The sequence below is a fragment of the Lamprobacter modestohalophilus genome, from assembly GCF_016583905.1.
Taxonomy (GTDB): domain Bacteria; phylum Pseudomonadota; class Gammaproteobacteria; order Chromatiales; family Chromatiaceae; genus Lamprobacter; species Lamprobacter modestohalophilus.
Map to the genome: position 1 here is coordinate 1 of NZ_NRRY01000049.1, position 13,700 is coordinate 13,700.

The following is a 13,700-nucleotide window of genomic DNA, read 5'->3' on the forward strand; positions in this document are numbered from 1 at the left end:
ACCAAAGGCGAGGCCTACGATCCAAAGCACGCCTTGAGTCAGGCGGTTTAACCGCCGCGAGCACCGATGAGGGATTGAGTCACATCCGAGCGAGCACGATCACCCACACCACGAGTTTCTAACCACGAGTTGCTAAGAGTGACTGTCACTGTGATGGCATGAAAGGCTTGTCCTGCATTCCTGAAACCCTGTAATCCTCACCAGCCGGCATCGCCGAGACTGAAACAGTGATAAGGACAGGAATGCGCGCGGATTCCATCAGGGCGCGAGGAGCGATCACGCCACCTCATCACGACGCCGGATATATGGCCGCAACGTTTCCTTCTGCTGAACAGTCAAGTGGCTCTTGCATCGCGGGGCGGACCATATATGAGGATTGCGTCGTCCTCGGCTGCTGGATCGGCGACTACAGGGTGCGCGAGGCTCAGCGCGGCGAGTGCCGACGCGATGGCGGCTAGGTGGCGCTCGACGGTGATGTGGTGAATCATTCGATGTCTCCTCATTAGCGTTGAGTCGGTTTGAGCGCCCGACTCAACATCACTACCGCAAAGACTATGCCGGCAAGGCAAAGGCTAAGCCGGCACCAGGCAGCGGTTGGGGTTGGCAGCGGTTGGGCTTGCGCTGGAGATTGGTCAGTCGCGCAGATCCTTGCGCGAGGGGATGCCAGCGGCCTGCTCATCGGCCCGAAGCGCCTTCAGCAGCCACCAACAGGCGATCAACAAGAAGGCGGTCATTGGCAGGCCCGAGGTCAGGGAGGCGGTGCGCAGGGCCCAAACCGCCCGAGAGCAGCAGCGTCGCCGCGACGGTGCCCTCGGCAACGGCCCAGAAGATCCGCTGAGCCTTGGGTGGGTGTGGGTGGCCGCCCGAGGTGACCATGTCATCGACCAGCGAGCCGGAGTCGGACGAGGTGATGAAGAAGACCATAACCATCAGGGTCGCCAGGATCGACGTGAAGGTTTGCAGCGGGAGCTGATCCAGCATGGCGTAGAGACCGGCACTGGCATTCTGCTGCACCACGGCCTCGATGCCGCTTTCGCCGAATACGGTACCGTACAGCCCGGTGCCACCGAACACGGTGAGCCAGAGGAAGGTGATCAGCACCGGCACGAAGAGCACGGCCAGGATGAACTCGCCGATCGTGCGTCCCCGCGAGATCCGCGCGACGAAGATACCGACGAACGGTGACCAGGAGATCCACCAGCTCCAGTAGAACAGCGTCCAGTCGAACTGCCACTGGCTGTCCGGCCGCAGATCCAGCCACAGGCTTTGGCTGACGAACGCCTGCAGATAGGCGCCGGTGGCGGAGATGAAGAGCTTGATCAAATAGACCGTGGGTCCGGCGACAAAGACGAACAGCAGCAGCACCCCGGCTAGACCGAGATTGAGACGCGAGAGCAAGCGGATGCCGCGATGCACACCGGTGACCACCGAGATCGTCGCAATCACAGTGATGACCGCGATAATCGCCACCTGCGCTAACGCCGCCTGAGGCAAGCCCGAGAGACGACCCAAGCCGGCGTTGATCTGAATGGCGCCGAGGCCAAGGGAGGTTGCAACACCGAACAGGGTGCCGACGGTGGCCAGGATGTCGATGGCATGGCCGATGGGACCGAAGATGCGTTTGCCGATCAGCGGATAGAGCAGCGATCGCGGCGCCAGTGGCAGCTCATGGCGAAAGTGGAAGTAGGCGATCGAGAGCCCGAAGACGATATAGATGGCCCAGGGATGGAGCCCCCAGTGGAAGAAGCTCAGGCGCAACGCCTCGCGCACCGGGCCACCCTCTAAGGCAGGTGGAAATGGCGGGTCGCTCCAGTGCATCACCGGCTCAGCGACACCCCAGAACACCAGCCCGGTGCCCATGCCGGCACTGAACATCATTGCGAACCAGGACAGGTCGCTCAGCTCGGGCTCACTGTCCTGGCCGCCGAGCCGAATATGGCGATAGGGACTGACCAGGAGCGCAAGCACGAAGACCAGTAGCATGGTCGCGCCGAGTATGTAGAACCAACCGAAGTGGGTCAGGATGGCCGACTGCAGCGCTCCAAAGGCCTGCTGCGCAGCGTCCGGCCAGCCGACACCGAGCATCACAAAACCGATGACCACCGCCGCCGAGCCGAGGAAGACGGTCGGCTGCATGGTCGACAGGAGGCGTGAGAGATTAAGCACAATGTTGATGGCACATAGATGCGATCAGTGGTTTTGCGGAGGCGCCTTAGCGTTAGTCGAGCGATGGCGCCGGAGCCAGCGCGTGCGCGAGTTGCAAGTGATTCAAGTGTATGCAGCAGCCATGCCAGAGGCTTTGCCAACGGCTTTGTGTGGGGTGGGAAGAGACTTCAGGCCGGGCCGGCAGGGACGAGCCGGGGCATTTGCCCCAGCCGTTGGTTGATAGAGACCGCTGCGGTGATCCACTGAGCGGTCTAGGCCACTGCTTTAGCTATGCCCTAAGCCTTGTGCGCTATGTCTCTGTGAGCGCTGTTGGGCTGGTCTGGTCAGCCGTCGCTGAGTGGGAGAGGGCGAGCTTGACTGGCCGCTTCTGCGACTGGCGTGGCGTTTGCACTCGACATCGGGAACGACCCGTTTTCCCGTATCGAGGAGTGCTGCGATGTTCTTCAAACAGTTTTATCTGCCGAGTCTCGGCCATGCCTCCTATCTGGTCGGCTCCGAGGACTCGAGTCAGGCCCTAGTGCTTGATGTGCGCCGCGATGTCGAGACCTATTTCTCGGAGGCCCGCGAGCAAGGGATGCGCATTCGCTACGCCTGCGATACCCATCAGCATAACGACTATCTGAGCGGCATCTGTGAGCTACCCGAGCGCGGAGAGATCCAGCTGCTGGCCGGTGCGCGCGCCGAGGTCGGCTATCCAGTGCGCGCGATGGACGACGGTGAGATGCTCGAGATGGGGGAGGTGCGTTTCGAGCTGATGCACACCCCTGGACACACGCCGGAGCACATCAGTCTACTGGTCACCGACCGCTCGCGCGGCGATGAGCCAGCGATTCTGTTCTCGGGCGGGGCGCTGTTGGTCGGCGATCTGGCGCGGCCAGACCTGTTGGGCGGTGAGGAGGAGACGCGTAAGGGCGCCGAAGCCTTCTGCGAGACCCTGCAGCACAAGATCCTGCCGCTCCCGGATTTCGTCGAGGTGTTCCCGACCCATGTCTCCGGCTCGCTGTGCGGCGGTAATATCGGCAGCCGTCTGTCGACCACGATCGGCTATGAACGGCGTCTGAATCAGGTGCTGAGCAGCCTGTCGTCGAGTGACGAATTCGTCCGTCAGTGCATGGACCTGACCGATCTACCGGCGGTACCCCCGTACTGGCCACGGATGCGCAAGCTCAACAGCGAGGGTCCGCCACTGCTCGGCGTGCTGGCCGATCCGCCGCCGCTCGGCATCGAGGAGTTTGAGAAGGCGCGCGACGAGGGCGCACTGATCCTCGACTGCCGGAGCCCAGAGGCCTTTTCGGCGCATATTCCAGGCGCGATCAACGTTGGCATCGGCAACAGCTTCGCGACCTGGGCGGGTAGCGTGCTGCCGCCGGATACTGATCTGATCCTAGTGCTCGACCGCGCCGGGGATCTCTGGGAGGTCTGCTGGCAGCTGTTGCGGATCGGCTATCCGCTGCCGCGCGGCTGGCTAGGCGGCGGCATGTTCGCCTGGCGCACCGCCGGCAAGCCGATCGACGTCTTGCCCCAGTGGACGGTGCAGCAGCTGCGCCGAGCGCTCGATCAGGACCGCGATCTGGTCGTGCTCGATGTTCGCCAGCCGGCGGAGTGGAGCGCGGGTCACATCCCGCAAGCGCGGCACATCACCGGCGCCGAGATCGTCAAGCGTGCCGACGAGCTGCCCAAAGACCGGCCCATCGCAGCGATCTGCGGCAGCGGTTACCGCTCATCGGTCGCCGCCAGCCTGCTCAAGACCCGCGGTCATCGCGAGGTCTACAACGTCCTTGGCGGCATGACCGGCTGGGAGGCCGAGGGCTTCCACACAGCAACCTAAGCGAGGGCCGCGATGGCAGCCAATGATGATAAGACAGATAAGACAGGTCAGCAAAGCGACTGGCCAAACACACTCCACTGCGAGCAGTGTCAGCAGGAGATACCGCCTGATGAGGTGCTGCATCCGGAGGGGCAAGACTACACCCTGGCCTTTTGCTCGCCCGCCTGCCACGCGCTCTGGCGCGATGAGCAGGCTGAGCCGGTGATCTCGCAACACCGTCAGCGCAGCGGACGGGACTAGCGAACGGAGTACTCGATGAATCAAAGCTTTCTTTCACTGACCCACCTCTTCGGCTGGCGTCTGCGCACCACTGACGGCATGACGGCCGGCCTGCTCGACGCCCTGCTCGATACCGATCAATGGACCATTCGGCTACTCGTGGCTGAGGCGGAAGGCTGGGCGCCGGAGCGCGAGCTACTGATCGCGCCGCGGATGGTAGCCGGCTATGACGAGGTGCGGGCCGAGCTTGACTTGGACACCGATGCCGAGACGCTCCTTTCAAGTCCAGCGATGTCGGCTGGGGACGGTCTTGCCGGTTTCGGTGACGAAGACGCCTTGCCGCCCGACTGGGATGCGCATTGGCGTGCCGAGATCGACCCCGACGACGTCGTCGATCCGCCACCGGCGCCGGCCGATGAGGTTGAGTCCGAGGTCGCGGCCGACCTGGGTGCCGAGACGGATCTGTCGGCGGACGATGTGCTACGGGCAGAAACCCTGCTCGGATGGAGCGTCGAGACTGCGGACGGCGTGGCGTTGACCCTCAATGACCTTGTCTTCGATGACCGTGACTGGGCGCTGGCCTACCTGGACCTGAGCATGGGTGGGCCCAGCACCACCGCTGGTGGCCCCGCTGCTGCGGACCCGCACGGCAGCGAACAGCAATGCTTGGTGCCACGACAGTCGATCGATTGGCTTGACCCTGCTGAGGAGACCTTGCATCTGGCGGTTGGGGCGCAGGAACTGCGCACAGCGCCGGCGATGCCGAGTCCGGTGGCATTCGACGAGCGTGCTCAGGTGCGCGTCTACGAGCCGGCCTGAACGGCGTACCTCGTTTCAGGCGCCCGAGGGCTTGAAGCGCCCAAGCAGCTTGGCATTGATGGCGACGATAACGGTCGACAGCGACATCAATGCGGCGCCGACGGCGGGGCTCAGCAGGATGCCGACGCTGTAGCCAACACCGGCTGCTAAGGGGATGGCCGCAGCGTTATAGCCAGTCGCCCAGAACAGGTTCTGGATCATCTTGCCGTAGGTCGCGCGGGACAGCTCGATCACATCGGCGACGCTGCGCGGATCGGACTCGACCAGCACGATATCGGCCGACTCGACCGCCACATCGGTGCCAGCGCCGATGGCGATGCCGAGATCGGCCTGCACCAATGCCGGCGCATCGTTGACACCGTCGCCGACCATGGCGACGATGCGCCCGCCGCGCTGAACGGCTTCGATGCGCTTGGCCTTTTCGTCTGGCAGCACCTCGGCGAAGTACTCGCTCAGGCCCAGCTCGTCAGCGACCGACTTGGCCACGGCCTCAGCATCACCGGTCAGCATCAGGCAGTCGATGCCCATCGCCTGGAGACGCTTGATGGCCTCGCGCGACTCATCGCGGATCAGGTCCGCCAGCCCGATGGCGCCGAGCGGGCGCTCATCCTCCAGCACGTAGACCAGCGTCTTGCCGCCCTCTCGCAGTTGGGCCACGGCATCCTCATCGACCGCGATCGCCTGCTCGCGCAGGTAACCGGGACTGACCACACGGAGCGCCCGGCCTTCGACCTCGGCCTTGGCACCGCGGCCGGAGAGGTTCTCGAACTCGGTAGCCTCGGGGATCTGCAGCCCCTTCTCCTGCGCCGCCTTGACGATGCCCTGGGCGATTGGATGCTCGGAGTGCGACTCGAGGCCAGCGGCCAGGCGCAGCAGCTCGTCCTCATCCAGGTCACCGAAGCGGGTGACCCCCTGGACCCCGAAGCGCCCTGCGGTCAGCGTGCCGGTCTTATCGAAGACGACGGCGTCAAGCTTGCGCGCACGCTCAAAGCCGGCGCGATCACGGATCAGCAGGCCACGCCCGGCGGCCAGGCTGGTACTGACGGCCACGACCAGCGGCACCGCGAGCCCAAGGGCATGCGGGCAGGTGATGACCATCACGGTGACCATGCGCTCGAGCGCAAAGTCGAAGGCGGAGCCAACGAAGAGCCAGGTGGTGAGGGTGAGTACGCCGGCCGAGAGGGCGATATAGGTCAGCCAGGCCGCGGCGCGATCGGCCAAATTCTGTGCGCGTGAGCGCGATGCCTGCGCCTGGCGCACGGTCTCGACCACCTGCGACAGGTAGGTATCGGCGCCGGTCTTCTGTACCTCCAGCGTGATACTGCCCTCGCCATTGATGGCACCGCCGACGGCCTCGTCGCCTTCATCCTTCTCGACCGGGCGGGACTCGCCCGTGAGCATGGACTCATTCAGGCTGGTCTTGCCTTCGACGATGGTGCCGTCGACCGGCACCTTCTCGCCGGGGCGGACCCGCACGCGGTCGCCCTTGTGCAGCTCGCTGATCGGCACCTCCTTGACCTTGCCGTTATCGTCGACGCGCAGCGCCCTATCCGGCATCATCTGCACCAGACTCTCAAGCGCGCTCGAGGCCCCCATCACCGATTTCATCTCGATCCAGTGGCCGAGCAGCATCACGTCGACCAGGGTGGCCAGCTCCCAGAAGAACACCTTGCCCTCAAGACCGAGCACCACGGCCGCTGAATAGCCGTAGGCGACTGTGATCGCGAGAGCGATCAGGGTCATCATGCCGGGCGCACCGGCGCGCAGCTCGGACAGCAGGCCGGTCAGGAAGGGCCAGCCTCCATACAGGAACACCGCGGTGGAGAGGGCGAGCAGGGCATACTGATCGCCAGGAAAGGCGAGCACATCGGTCAGTCCGAGAAAAGACTGGATCAACGGCGACAGCAGTAGGATCGGCACCGTCAACAGGACCGAGATCCAGAACCGCCGGCGGAAGTCGGCGATCATGGCGCCGTGGTCGTGGTGCGCGTGCTGATCCTGGCCTTCGTGCTCGTGCTTCTGCTGGTGATGCTCGTCCTGGTCGTGGTTGTGCGTGTGCTCACTCATCGAGTGTCTCCATGAAGTCTGTTCCTCGGGCTGACCGAAACGGAGCCCCTAAGGAGCCATGGTTAGACTCGGCTTCGGGACTCCGGTACCTCGGGTGCAGGATCGGGTGCGGGTGCAGGTGCGGGATTGATTAGCCGCTATCCTCCAGGGTGCAGATCGCCCCTGGATCATCGAGCAGAAAGACCAGGCTCTCGGAGATGAACAGCTTCAGATGGATGCCATCGCTTGCGGCAAAGCCGACGCGCAGGTCCTGACCGATCTTGAGCTCGCCGACGCGCGGGTCGACCAGCACCGCACCGTCGATGGCGGCCTTATAGACGCCGGCCTCGCACAGGCGTCGCAGATGATCGACCTGCAGCATGTCGCCACATTGGTAGCGGCGGAACAGGGCGTTGTAGCGAGCCGGCGAAAGGGCCAATGCGTAAGGACCGCTGAAGCCGTTCGCATCTAGCTTGTTGACCGCGTTCAGCACGTCATCGAGCGCCTGCTCGACCTGGCTCCAATCGCCGCAGGCTGTGGTGGCACGACCGCTAGCCGTCAGCAATCCTTCCAGGCCAAGCTCTGGCACGCCGTTATAGATGACCTGCTCTTCACGACGGGCGACCGACTCGGCCGCATCCTCCGCCGCACGCAGGTCGAGGGGCAGTCCGAGCCCGAGGTGTCCTTCGACCCGTCGACGGCTGAGGCTAAACGACCGTTGCAGGAGTGGCACCGGTAAGGCGCGACTGCCGATGGTGGTGGCCAGCGCGTCGCCGCCATCCTCGGCAATGGTTTCTGGGCCAGCCTCGAGGCTGGTGAGGCCAAGGCCATAGGGGCCATCGAGATCCAGGAAGCGGCGTCCGGTGAGGACGTCGCTCGCCGCCTCGAGCGCACGCTCATCGATGCGGTCCCAGATGGTTTCTGGTAGCCCAGCGGCCTCGCGATTCAGAGTGCTCATCATGCCACCTCCCGGTCCTGTTGCTTGAGACTGCCCAGCGTGAGGCCTTGCTGAGGGGGTGTCACCGACGCGGCTGCTGCAACCGGTGAGGCAGCGACCGGCGGCGCTTCCGCCTGCTTGGCTGCGGTGGTGTCAGGACCGGTTTCTTCAGTGCCGCCCGTCGCGGCCTCTTCGGCTTCAGTGATGGGGACGTCGGTGAAGAGGTAGGTGCGCAGATGCTCATCGAACGTGGCATCGCGGCGGCGCAGCCATTCCAAGACCATTGCGCCGTGCTCGATCTCTTCGCGCATGTTGTGCAAGAGGACCTCGCGCAGCTCGCCGTCGCGGCAGGCCTCTGCGCGCTGGCGATACCAGTCCACGGCTTCGAGCTCCTCTTGGAGTGACACCAGTGCACGATGCACATCGCGGGTGAGCGCACTCAGCTCAGACGCCTCTTCATGGAGGCCTTGGGAGGAATCGGCCATCGGGATTCTGCTCCTTGGTAGATGGGTCAAAGTTGATGGATCAACTTGCGAGTTTGGGCGTCATCCGCCAGAGGGATGGGAAACAGATCCGGGAAACAGATCCGGCAGGAGACGCGCCATTGCTGCTGCAAGGTCGATGCCGATGTCTCAGTGCAGTCTCAGCGCAGCGCAGCGAGCCTAATGCGGGGGGCGAAAGGGGGCAGGCGCATCGCGCCACGGCGAATGAGGTCGGGGCATTACAGCCAGCGATAGGGGCATTTCACCCAGTGTCACCCAGTCACTCGTCAAAAAGCCTGCGACCGATCCTCGTGACTCAGGCGGCCAACCGCAGTCAGCCGCGGGCTGTAGGAATGCGATATCGGACAGCCTGAGGCTCGGAACCTGGGAGCTGGCATACGGGGTGCTTCAAACTGAGAGCGTGTCGGTGCAGTGGCGGGCCCGACGATCACCTTCACTGGAGGAGAAGACCGTTGCTCGACGGGGGGTACAGAGAGTGAAAAAGGCATTGCTGGTCATCGTGCTGGTCATGGTCCTCGTCCCCTTGGGCGTGACGGCCTCCTGGATGCTTACCGAAGCGTCGCTGAAGGCGACCTCGGGACCAGACTTCTGCACGACCTGCCACACCATGGAACCTTTTGCCCGGACCTTTCGGGACGATGTGCACGGAGGCAATAACCCTCGTGGCCTCGCTGCGCAATGCACCGACTGCCACCTGCGCCATGACAACGTCGTGAGCTATCTCTGGACCAAGGCGCGCTTCGGTCTTCACGATGTCTGGGCGCAGCTCACCTATGACCTTGACGCCATCGACTGGAAGGCCGGTCTCGCGCACCGCGAGCGCTATGTCTTCGACTCCGGCTGCCTGAGGTGCCATCGCGATCTCGAGGACGCGCGCGGCAATAATCCCGCCTTCGTCGCCCATCGGCCGTACTTCCTCGGTGAGATCGATAGGCAGTGTGTGAGCTGCCACGCCCACGTCGGGCACCGGGAGCTGGCCGCGGCACTGGCGCCATCCCCCAACAGAGGAGATTCCCCATGAACCGATGGACGACGCTTGCGCTGAGCTTGGCGTTCCTCGCCGGGCCTGCCGCTGCTCAGCCCGAGCTGGCCCAGTCTGATCCGGCCCAGTCTGACCCGTCCCCGCTTGCTGGGACCCAGCAGGATGCGCCCGAAAAGGGCGCCGCGACTGAACAAGACAAGGCCCAAGCCAAAGCCAAAGCACAAGGAAATGCCCAAGAAAACGCCCAAGCCGCCGCAAAGGAGTCACTTGGCGACCTCAGCCAGGTGCAGTCAATCGTCATCGACCGCGGTGTCACCAAGCTCAGCAAGAGCTGCGTCGAGTGCCACAAGCTGTCCAACCCGGGCATCATCAGCGACTGGAAGCGCAGCCGCCATGCCCATGTGGGCGTCACCTGCCTCGACTGCCACCAGGTCTCGGCGAGCGCGCCCAATGCCACCCAGCATGAGTCGCTCGTCGGCACCGATACCTATATCTCGGTGCTGGTGTCGCCGGATACCTGCGGGCGCTGCCATCCGCGCGAGCAGGAACAGTTCAACCGCAGCGGCCATTTTCGCGCTTACCGTCAACAGATCCCCAAGGACGATCTTCACGCCTTGGTTCATCGGCACGAAGGTCGCGACCACCCCGAGCTCAGCGCCGCGCCGGACATGACCGGCTGCATGCAGTGCCATGGCACCGAGATCACCTTGGATGACGATGGCCAACCGACGGCCCGCACCTGGCCCAACTCAGGCATGGGCAACATCTATCCGGACGGCAGCACGGGCAGTTGCGTCGCCTGTCATACCCGCCACCGCTTTTCCATCGAAGAGGCGCGGCGACCCGCTGCCTGCGCGTCCTGCCACCTGGGTCCGGATCACCCGGACATCGAGGTCTACGAGAACAGTAAGCACGGCCAGATCTACGCCACCGAGGGCCACGAATGGCGCTGGGACTCAGCCGCCGATGCCTGGGAGCCAGGTGACTACCGCGCGCCGACCTGTGCCACCTGCCACATGAGCGGCATCGGCAAGCTCAGTACCACCCACGATATCAGCGAGCGGCTGTACTGGAATCTCTGGGCAAAGCGCTCTGGCGTGCGCGACTCCGACGATGTGATGAGCCCGCTGCTCGGCGATGGTCCCGAGGGCAGAAAGAAGATGAAGCAGGTCTGCATCGCCTGCCACGGTGAGCTGCATACCGAGAGCTTCTTCCATCAGGCCGATGCCGCGGTGCGTCTCTACAACGAGGCCTACTGGGACCCGGCCAAGGAGATGCGCGACGAATTAGCGGCCGAAGGGCTGCTGAAGGAGAACCCCTGGAAGGATGACTTCCAGATCACCTTCTACCACCTATGGCATCACGAAGGCCGCCGCGCCCGCCATGGGGCGATGATGGCCGGTCCCGACTGGGCCCATTGGCACGGCTTCTTCCAGCTTCAGCAGAGCTTCTACAAGCTCGAGGAGATCCACAAGGCGCGCATGGAGACCGGTCAGATCGAGCCGGGGCCGCCGAGGGGCATGAGCGGCGATCACTAGACCCTAGCCAAGAAAGCCGGTGCGGCGAGGCGAGGCTCTCCTTGCCGCAGACACGGGCAGGAGCCGCTGCAAGGGTTCGTGCCTCGCTGGTTGGGACCGATTGAGTTGCGGTTGGTCACCGGAGACCGCACCCACTTCGGACACCTCTACGGCAAGGCCATCGGCAGCCTCCGGGTACTGACGTTGGCAGAGACCTTGGAGCGCTTGCTCGAAGACACGTGAATTCGACCTGGTGAACGGATAAGAAATCCAAGCCAAGCCAAGCCAAGGATAGGATGGATCTCGCTCTGTCCTAGCGATTCAGTACCTCATCGATCTGCTCGCGGCTGAGGGTTTCGGCCTCGAGCAAGCGCCTGGCCAAGCGCTCGAGGCGGTCGCGGTTATCGTCGACGAGCTGTCGCGCCTGCTGCTCGATCCCATCGATCAGTGATTTGATCTCGGCATCGACCCGCTGGGCGGTGGCATCGCTGAACTTACGTGCTTGTGCCATCGCCAGCGCGCCTTGATCATCCGGATACTTGAAAGACACGGGTCCGATCGCCTCGCTCATGCCCCAGCGGCTGACCATACGTCGGGCCAGCTCGGTCGCTTGATCGAGATCGGCCTCGGCCCCAGTAGTGACCTCGTCAAAGATCACCAGCTCGGCGATGCGTCCACCCAACATCACCGCAATGCGATCGCGCAGGTAGCCCTGTCGATAGGTGTGACGCTGCTCGGGCGGCACCTGCTCGGTGGCGCCAAGGGCGCGTCCGCGCGGGATGATCGTGACCTTGTCGAGCTGATCGGCATTGGGCAGCAACCAGGCCAGCAGCGCATGGCCGGACTCGTGATAGGCGACCAACTCGCGCTCCTCGTCTCCGATGCCCTGCTCACGCTCAGCACCGAGCACGATCTTGTCGCGCGCCTGCGAGAACTGTGACATGTCGACCACGCCCTTCTTGGCGCGGCCGGCGAGCAGCGCCGCCTCATTGACCAGGTTCTCAAGATCGGCGCCAGAAAAGCCGACGGTGCGCTCGGCCACGCGCTCGAGATCGACATCCTCGCCCAAGACCACCTTGGCGGCGTGGATCTTGAGGATCGCGTGGCGAGCGTCGCGGTCGGGTAGCTCCAGGTAGACCTTGCGGTCGAACCGCCCCGGGCGCAGCAAGGCGTTATCGAGCACGTCGGGCCGATTGGTCGCAGCCAGTACGACCACATCCTCATGCGGCGAGAAGCCGTCCATCTCGTTCAGGATCTGATTCAGCGTCTGCTCGCGCTCGTCGTTACCGCCGCCTCCGCTGGCCATGCCCATGCCGCGCGAACGGCCGATGGCGTCGATCTCATCGATGAACAGGACGCAGGGGCTCTGCTTCTTGGCATCGTTGAACAGATCGCGCACGCGCGAGGCGCCGACACCGACGAACATCTCGACGAACTCGGAGCCGCTGACGTTGAAGAAGGGCACCCCGGCCTCGCCGGCCACAGCCCGCGCTAGCAGTGTCTTGCCGGTGCCGGGCGGTCCAACCAGTAGCACACCCTTCGGCAGTTTGGCTCCCAGGGCGCGAAAGCGCTGCGGGTCGGACAGATGGTCGATGATCTCTTGCAGGTCGGCCTTGGCGTTCGCAAGCCCCGCGACCTCCTCGAGGCTGGTGTCGACCTCTTCGGACTCGACGCGCTTGGCCTTGGATTTGCCGATGCCGAAGAGGCCGCCGCCTTGGCCATCACCAGCGCTGCCCATCATGCGTTGCTGCATGCGGTTGCTGAGGTAGAAGAACAGACCGAGGATCAGCAGCCAAGGCAGCAGCGTGATCAGCACGCGGCCAAACAGGCCGGTCTCGGTCGACTCGGCATCGATCTCGACATCGTGCTTCTCGAGCAGATCCAGTAGTCCTGGATCTTGCACTTGGGGGAGGGTGCTGATGAAGCGCCTGCCAAGCTGCTCGGTCTCGCTGTTGTCGGCTTCGGCTTTGGATTCGCTGTCGCCTCCAGTTTCGGCTCCATCGCTGGCTCCGGTTTTGGCTGTCGCTGCGCTGGCCTCCTGCGTCTCGTCTTCGGTCTCGCCTGAGGTTTCGCCTGCAGTTTCACCTGAGGTGCTGTCTTTCGCGCCGTCCGTCTTGCTCTGGCTTTCCTCGGGCTCGACGAATCGCCCGCTGACCTGCTGGCCCTCGAAGGTCACCTGCGCGACCCGGCCATCGCGCACGGCCTGCTTCAGCTCGGTGTAGGAGATCGCTTGCGGCCCCGGGGAGCGCAGCAGGCTCAGGGCCGTGGACAGCGCGAAGATCGCGATCAGGGCATAGAGGGCATTCTGCCAAGGTGGCGTCCCGCCGGGCTGATGAGGTCCGGGCTGGGCGGTCCGGCCGGAATCGGGCCGCAGCGCCTTGAGCCGGTCGCGGAGCCCAGACTTGGCTCCGGACTGTTGTTCAACGCTAGACATCGGGTCTCCTGTGCGGTTGCCGTCTGGCATTCCAGATCGCTGTGGTTTAGGCGTCGGTGATTGAAGCAGGAATCGGGCCGGCTATCTGGCGTCCCGACTGGGTCGATGCTGGGTCAGTGCGGTGGAAGCAGTGGTTCAAATGCCGCATCCCTGGGGCCTATGAACCAGTCCAATAGCCGATGCTTGGACTGCTGCGCCCAGGCCACTGCATCCAGAAGGCGCCCAGCGGCGCGTTTCTCCGACTTGGCC

Annotated in this window: 11 protein-coding genes and 1 pseudogene; 6 read left to right on the plus strand and 6 right to left on the minus strand. The window is 64.1% G+C overall.

Going from position 1 to position 13,700, the window contains the following annotated elements; all coding sequences use genetic code 11:
* Positions 1–335: 335 nt before the first annotated feature.
* Positions 336–488 (minus strand): hypothetical protein, encoded by a 153-nt coding sequence (locus CKO42_RS20625; protein ID WP_200248210.1) that lies wholly within the window; start codon positions 486–488, stop codon positions 336–338.
* Positions 489–632: 144 nt separating this feature from the next.
* Positions 633–2,136: pseudogene (locus CKO42_RS20630) on the minus strand (BCCT family transporter).
* Between the two features lie 466 nt (positions 2,137–2,602).
* Here CKO42_RS20630 and CKO42_RS20635 point away from each other — a divergent pair.
* The 3 genes from CKO42_RS20635 to CKO42_RS20645 are packed head-to-tail and all read left to right on the plus strand — an operon-like array spanning position 2,603 to position 5,032.
* On the plus strand, positions 2,603–3,994 hold the full coding sequence (locus tag CKO42_RS20635) for an MBL fold metallo-hydrolase (RefSeq protein WP_200248212.1): 1,392 nt from the start codon (positions 2,603–2,605) through the stop codon (positions 3,992–3,994).
* A gap of 12 nt (positions 3,995–4,006) precedes the next feature.
* Complete coding sequence (locus CKO42_RS20640; RefSeq protein ID WP_200248214.1) at positions 4,007–4,234, plus strand: hypothetical protein; 228 nt, start codon at positions 4,007–4,009, stop codon at positions 4,232–4,234.
* A gap of 15 nt (positions 4,235–4,249) precedes the next feature.
* The gene (locus CKO42_RS20645; RefSeq protein ID WP_200248216.1) at positions 4,250–5,032 is read left to right on the plus strand and encodes a hypothetical protein; all 783 of its coding nucleotides are present in this window, start codon (positions 4,250–4,252) and stop codon (positions 5,030–5,032) included.
* 15 nt (positions 5,033–5,047) lie between these two features.
* Here CKO42_RS20645 and CKO42_RS20650 read toward each other — a convergent pair whose 3' ends face one another.
* From CKO42_RS20650 to CKO42_RS28750, 3 genes are all read right to left on the minus strand, one after another.
* Entirely contained in the window at positions 5,048–7,099 is a 2,052-nt protein-coding gene (locus CKO42_RS20650) for a copper-translocating P-type ATPase (RefSeq protein ID WP_200248219.1), read from the minus strand.
* A 130-nt stretch (positions 7,100–7,229) separates the two neighbouring features.
* Entirely contained in the window at positions 7,230–8,036 is an 807-nt protein-coding gene (locus tag CKO42_RS20655; RefSeq protein ID WP_200248221.1) for a family 1 encapsulin nanocompartment shell protein, read from the minus strand.
* On the minus strand, positions 8,036–8,500 hold the full coding sequence (locus tag CKO42_RS28750) for a ferritin family protein (RefSeq protein WP_476737480.1): 465 nt from the start codon (positions 8,498–8,500) through the stop codon (positions 8,036–8,038). The genes CKO42_RS20655 and CKO42_RS28750 overlap by 1 nt, the downstream gene beginning before the upstream one ends.
* 493 nt (positions 8,501–8,993) lie before the next feature.
* On the opposite strand from CKO42_RS28750, the gene CKO42_RS20665 reads away from it, so the two are divergent.
* From CKO42_RS20665 to CKO42_RS20675, 3 genes are all read left to right on the plus strand, one after another.
* Positions 8,994–9,539, plus strand: a complete 546-nt coding sequence (locus tag CKO42_RS20665) for a NapC/NirT family cytochrome c (RefSeq protein ID WP_200248223.1) — start codon at positions 8,994–8,996, stop codon at positions 9,537–9,539.
* Positions 9,536–11,038 carry a multiheme c-type cytochrome gene (locus CKO42_RS20670; RefSeq protein ID WP_200248226.1) on the plus strand — a complete coding sequence of 501 codons (1,503 nt, stop codon included), beginning with the start codon at positions 9,536–9,538 and terminating at the stop codon, positions 11,036–11,038. The genes CKO42_RS20665 and CKO42_RS20670 overlap by 4 nt, the downstream gene beginning before the upstream one ends.
* A 78-nt stretch (positions 11,039–11,116) precedes the next feature.
* Positions 11,117–11,260 carry a hypothetical protein gene (locus CKO42_RS20675; protein ID WP_200248228.1) on the plus strand — a complete coding sequence of 48 codons (144 nt, stop codon included), beginning with the start codon at positions 11,117–11,119 and terminating at the stop codon, positions 11,258–11,260.
* 70 nt (positions 11,261–11,330) lie between these two features.
* Here the strand turns inward: CKO42_RS20675 and ftsH are convergent, their stop codons facing one another.
* Complete coding sequence (ftsH, locus tag CKO42_RS20680) at positions 11,331–13,451, minus strand: ATP-dependent zinc metalloprotease FtsH (protein ID WP_200248243.1); 2,121 nt, start codon at positions 13,449–13,451, stop codon at positions 11,331–11,333.
* Between the last annotated feature and the right edge of the window lie 249 nt (positions 13,452–13,700).

Bases quoted from the DNA above. Each gene is read 5' to 3' on its own strand.
- CKO42_RS20655 (WP_200248221.1), bottom strand. From the start codon at position 8,036: ATGAGCACTCTGAATCGCGAGGCCGCTGGGCTACCAGAAACCATCTGG.
- CKO42_RS20635 (WP_200248212.1), top strand. From the start codon at position 2,603: ATGTTCTTCAAACAGTTTTATCTGCCGAGTCTCGGCCATGCCTCCTAT.
- CKO42_RS20650 (WP_200248219.1), bottom strand. From the start codon at position 7,099: ATGAGTGAGCACACGCACAACCACGACCAGGACGAGCATCACCAGCAG.
- CKO42_RS20625 (WP_200248210.1), bottom strand. From the start codon at position 488: ATGATTCACCACATCACCGTCGAGCGCCACCTAGCCGCCATCGCGTCG.
- ftsH (WP_200248243.1), bottom strand. From the start codon at position 13,451: ATGTCTAGCGTTGAACAACAGTCCGGAGCCAAGTCTGGGCTCCGCGAC.
- CKO42_RS20645 (WP_200248216.1), top strand. From the start codon at position 4,250: ATGAATCAAAGCTTTCTTTCACTGACCCACCTCTTCGGCTGGCGTCTG.
- CKO42_RS28750 (WP_476737480.1), bottom strand. From the start codon at position 8,500: ATGGCCGATTCCTCCCAAGGCCTCCATGAAGAGGCGTCTGAGCTGAGT.
- CKO42_RS20640 (WP_200248214.1), top strand. From the start codon at position 4,007: ATGGCAGCCAATGATGATAAGACAGATAAGACAGGTCAGCAAAGCGAC.
- CKO42_RS20670 (WP_200248226.1), top strand. From the start codon at position 9,536: ATGAACCGATGGACGACGCTTGCGCTGAGCTTGGCGTTCCTCGCCGGG.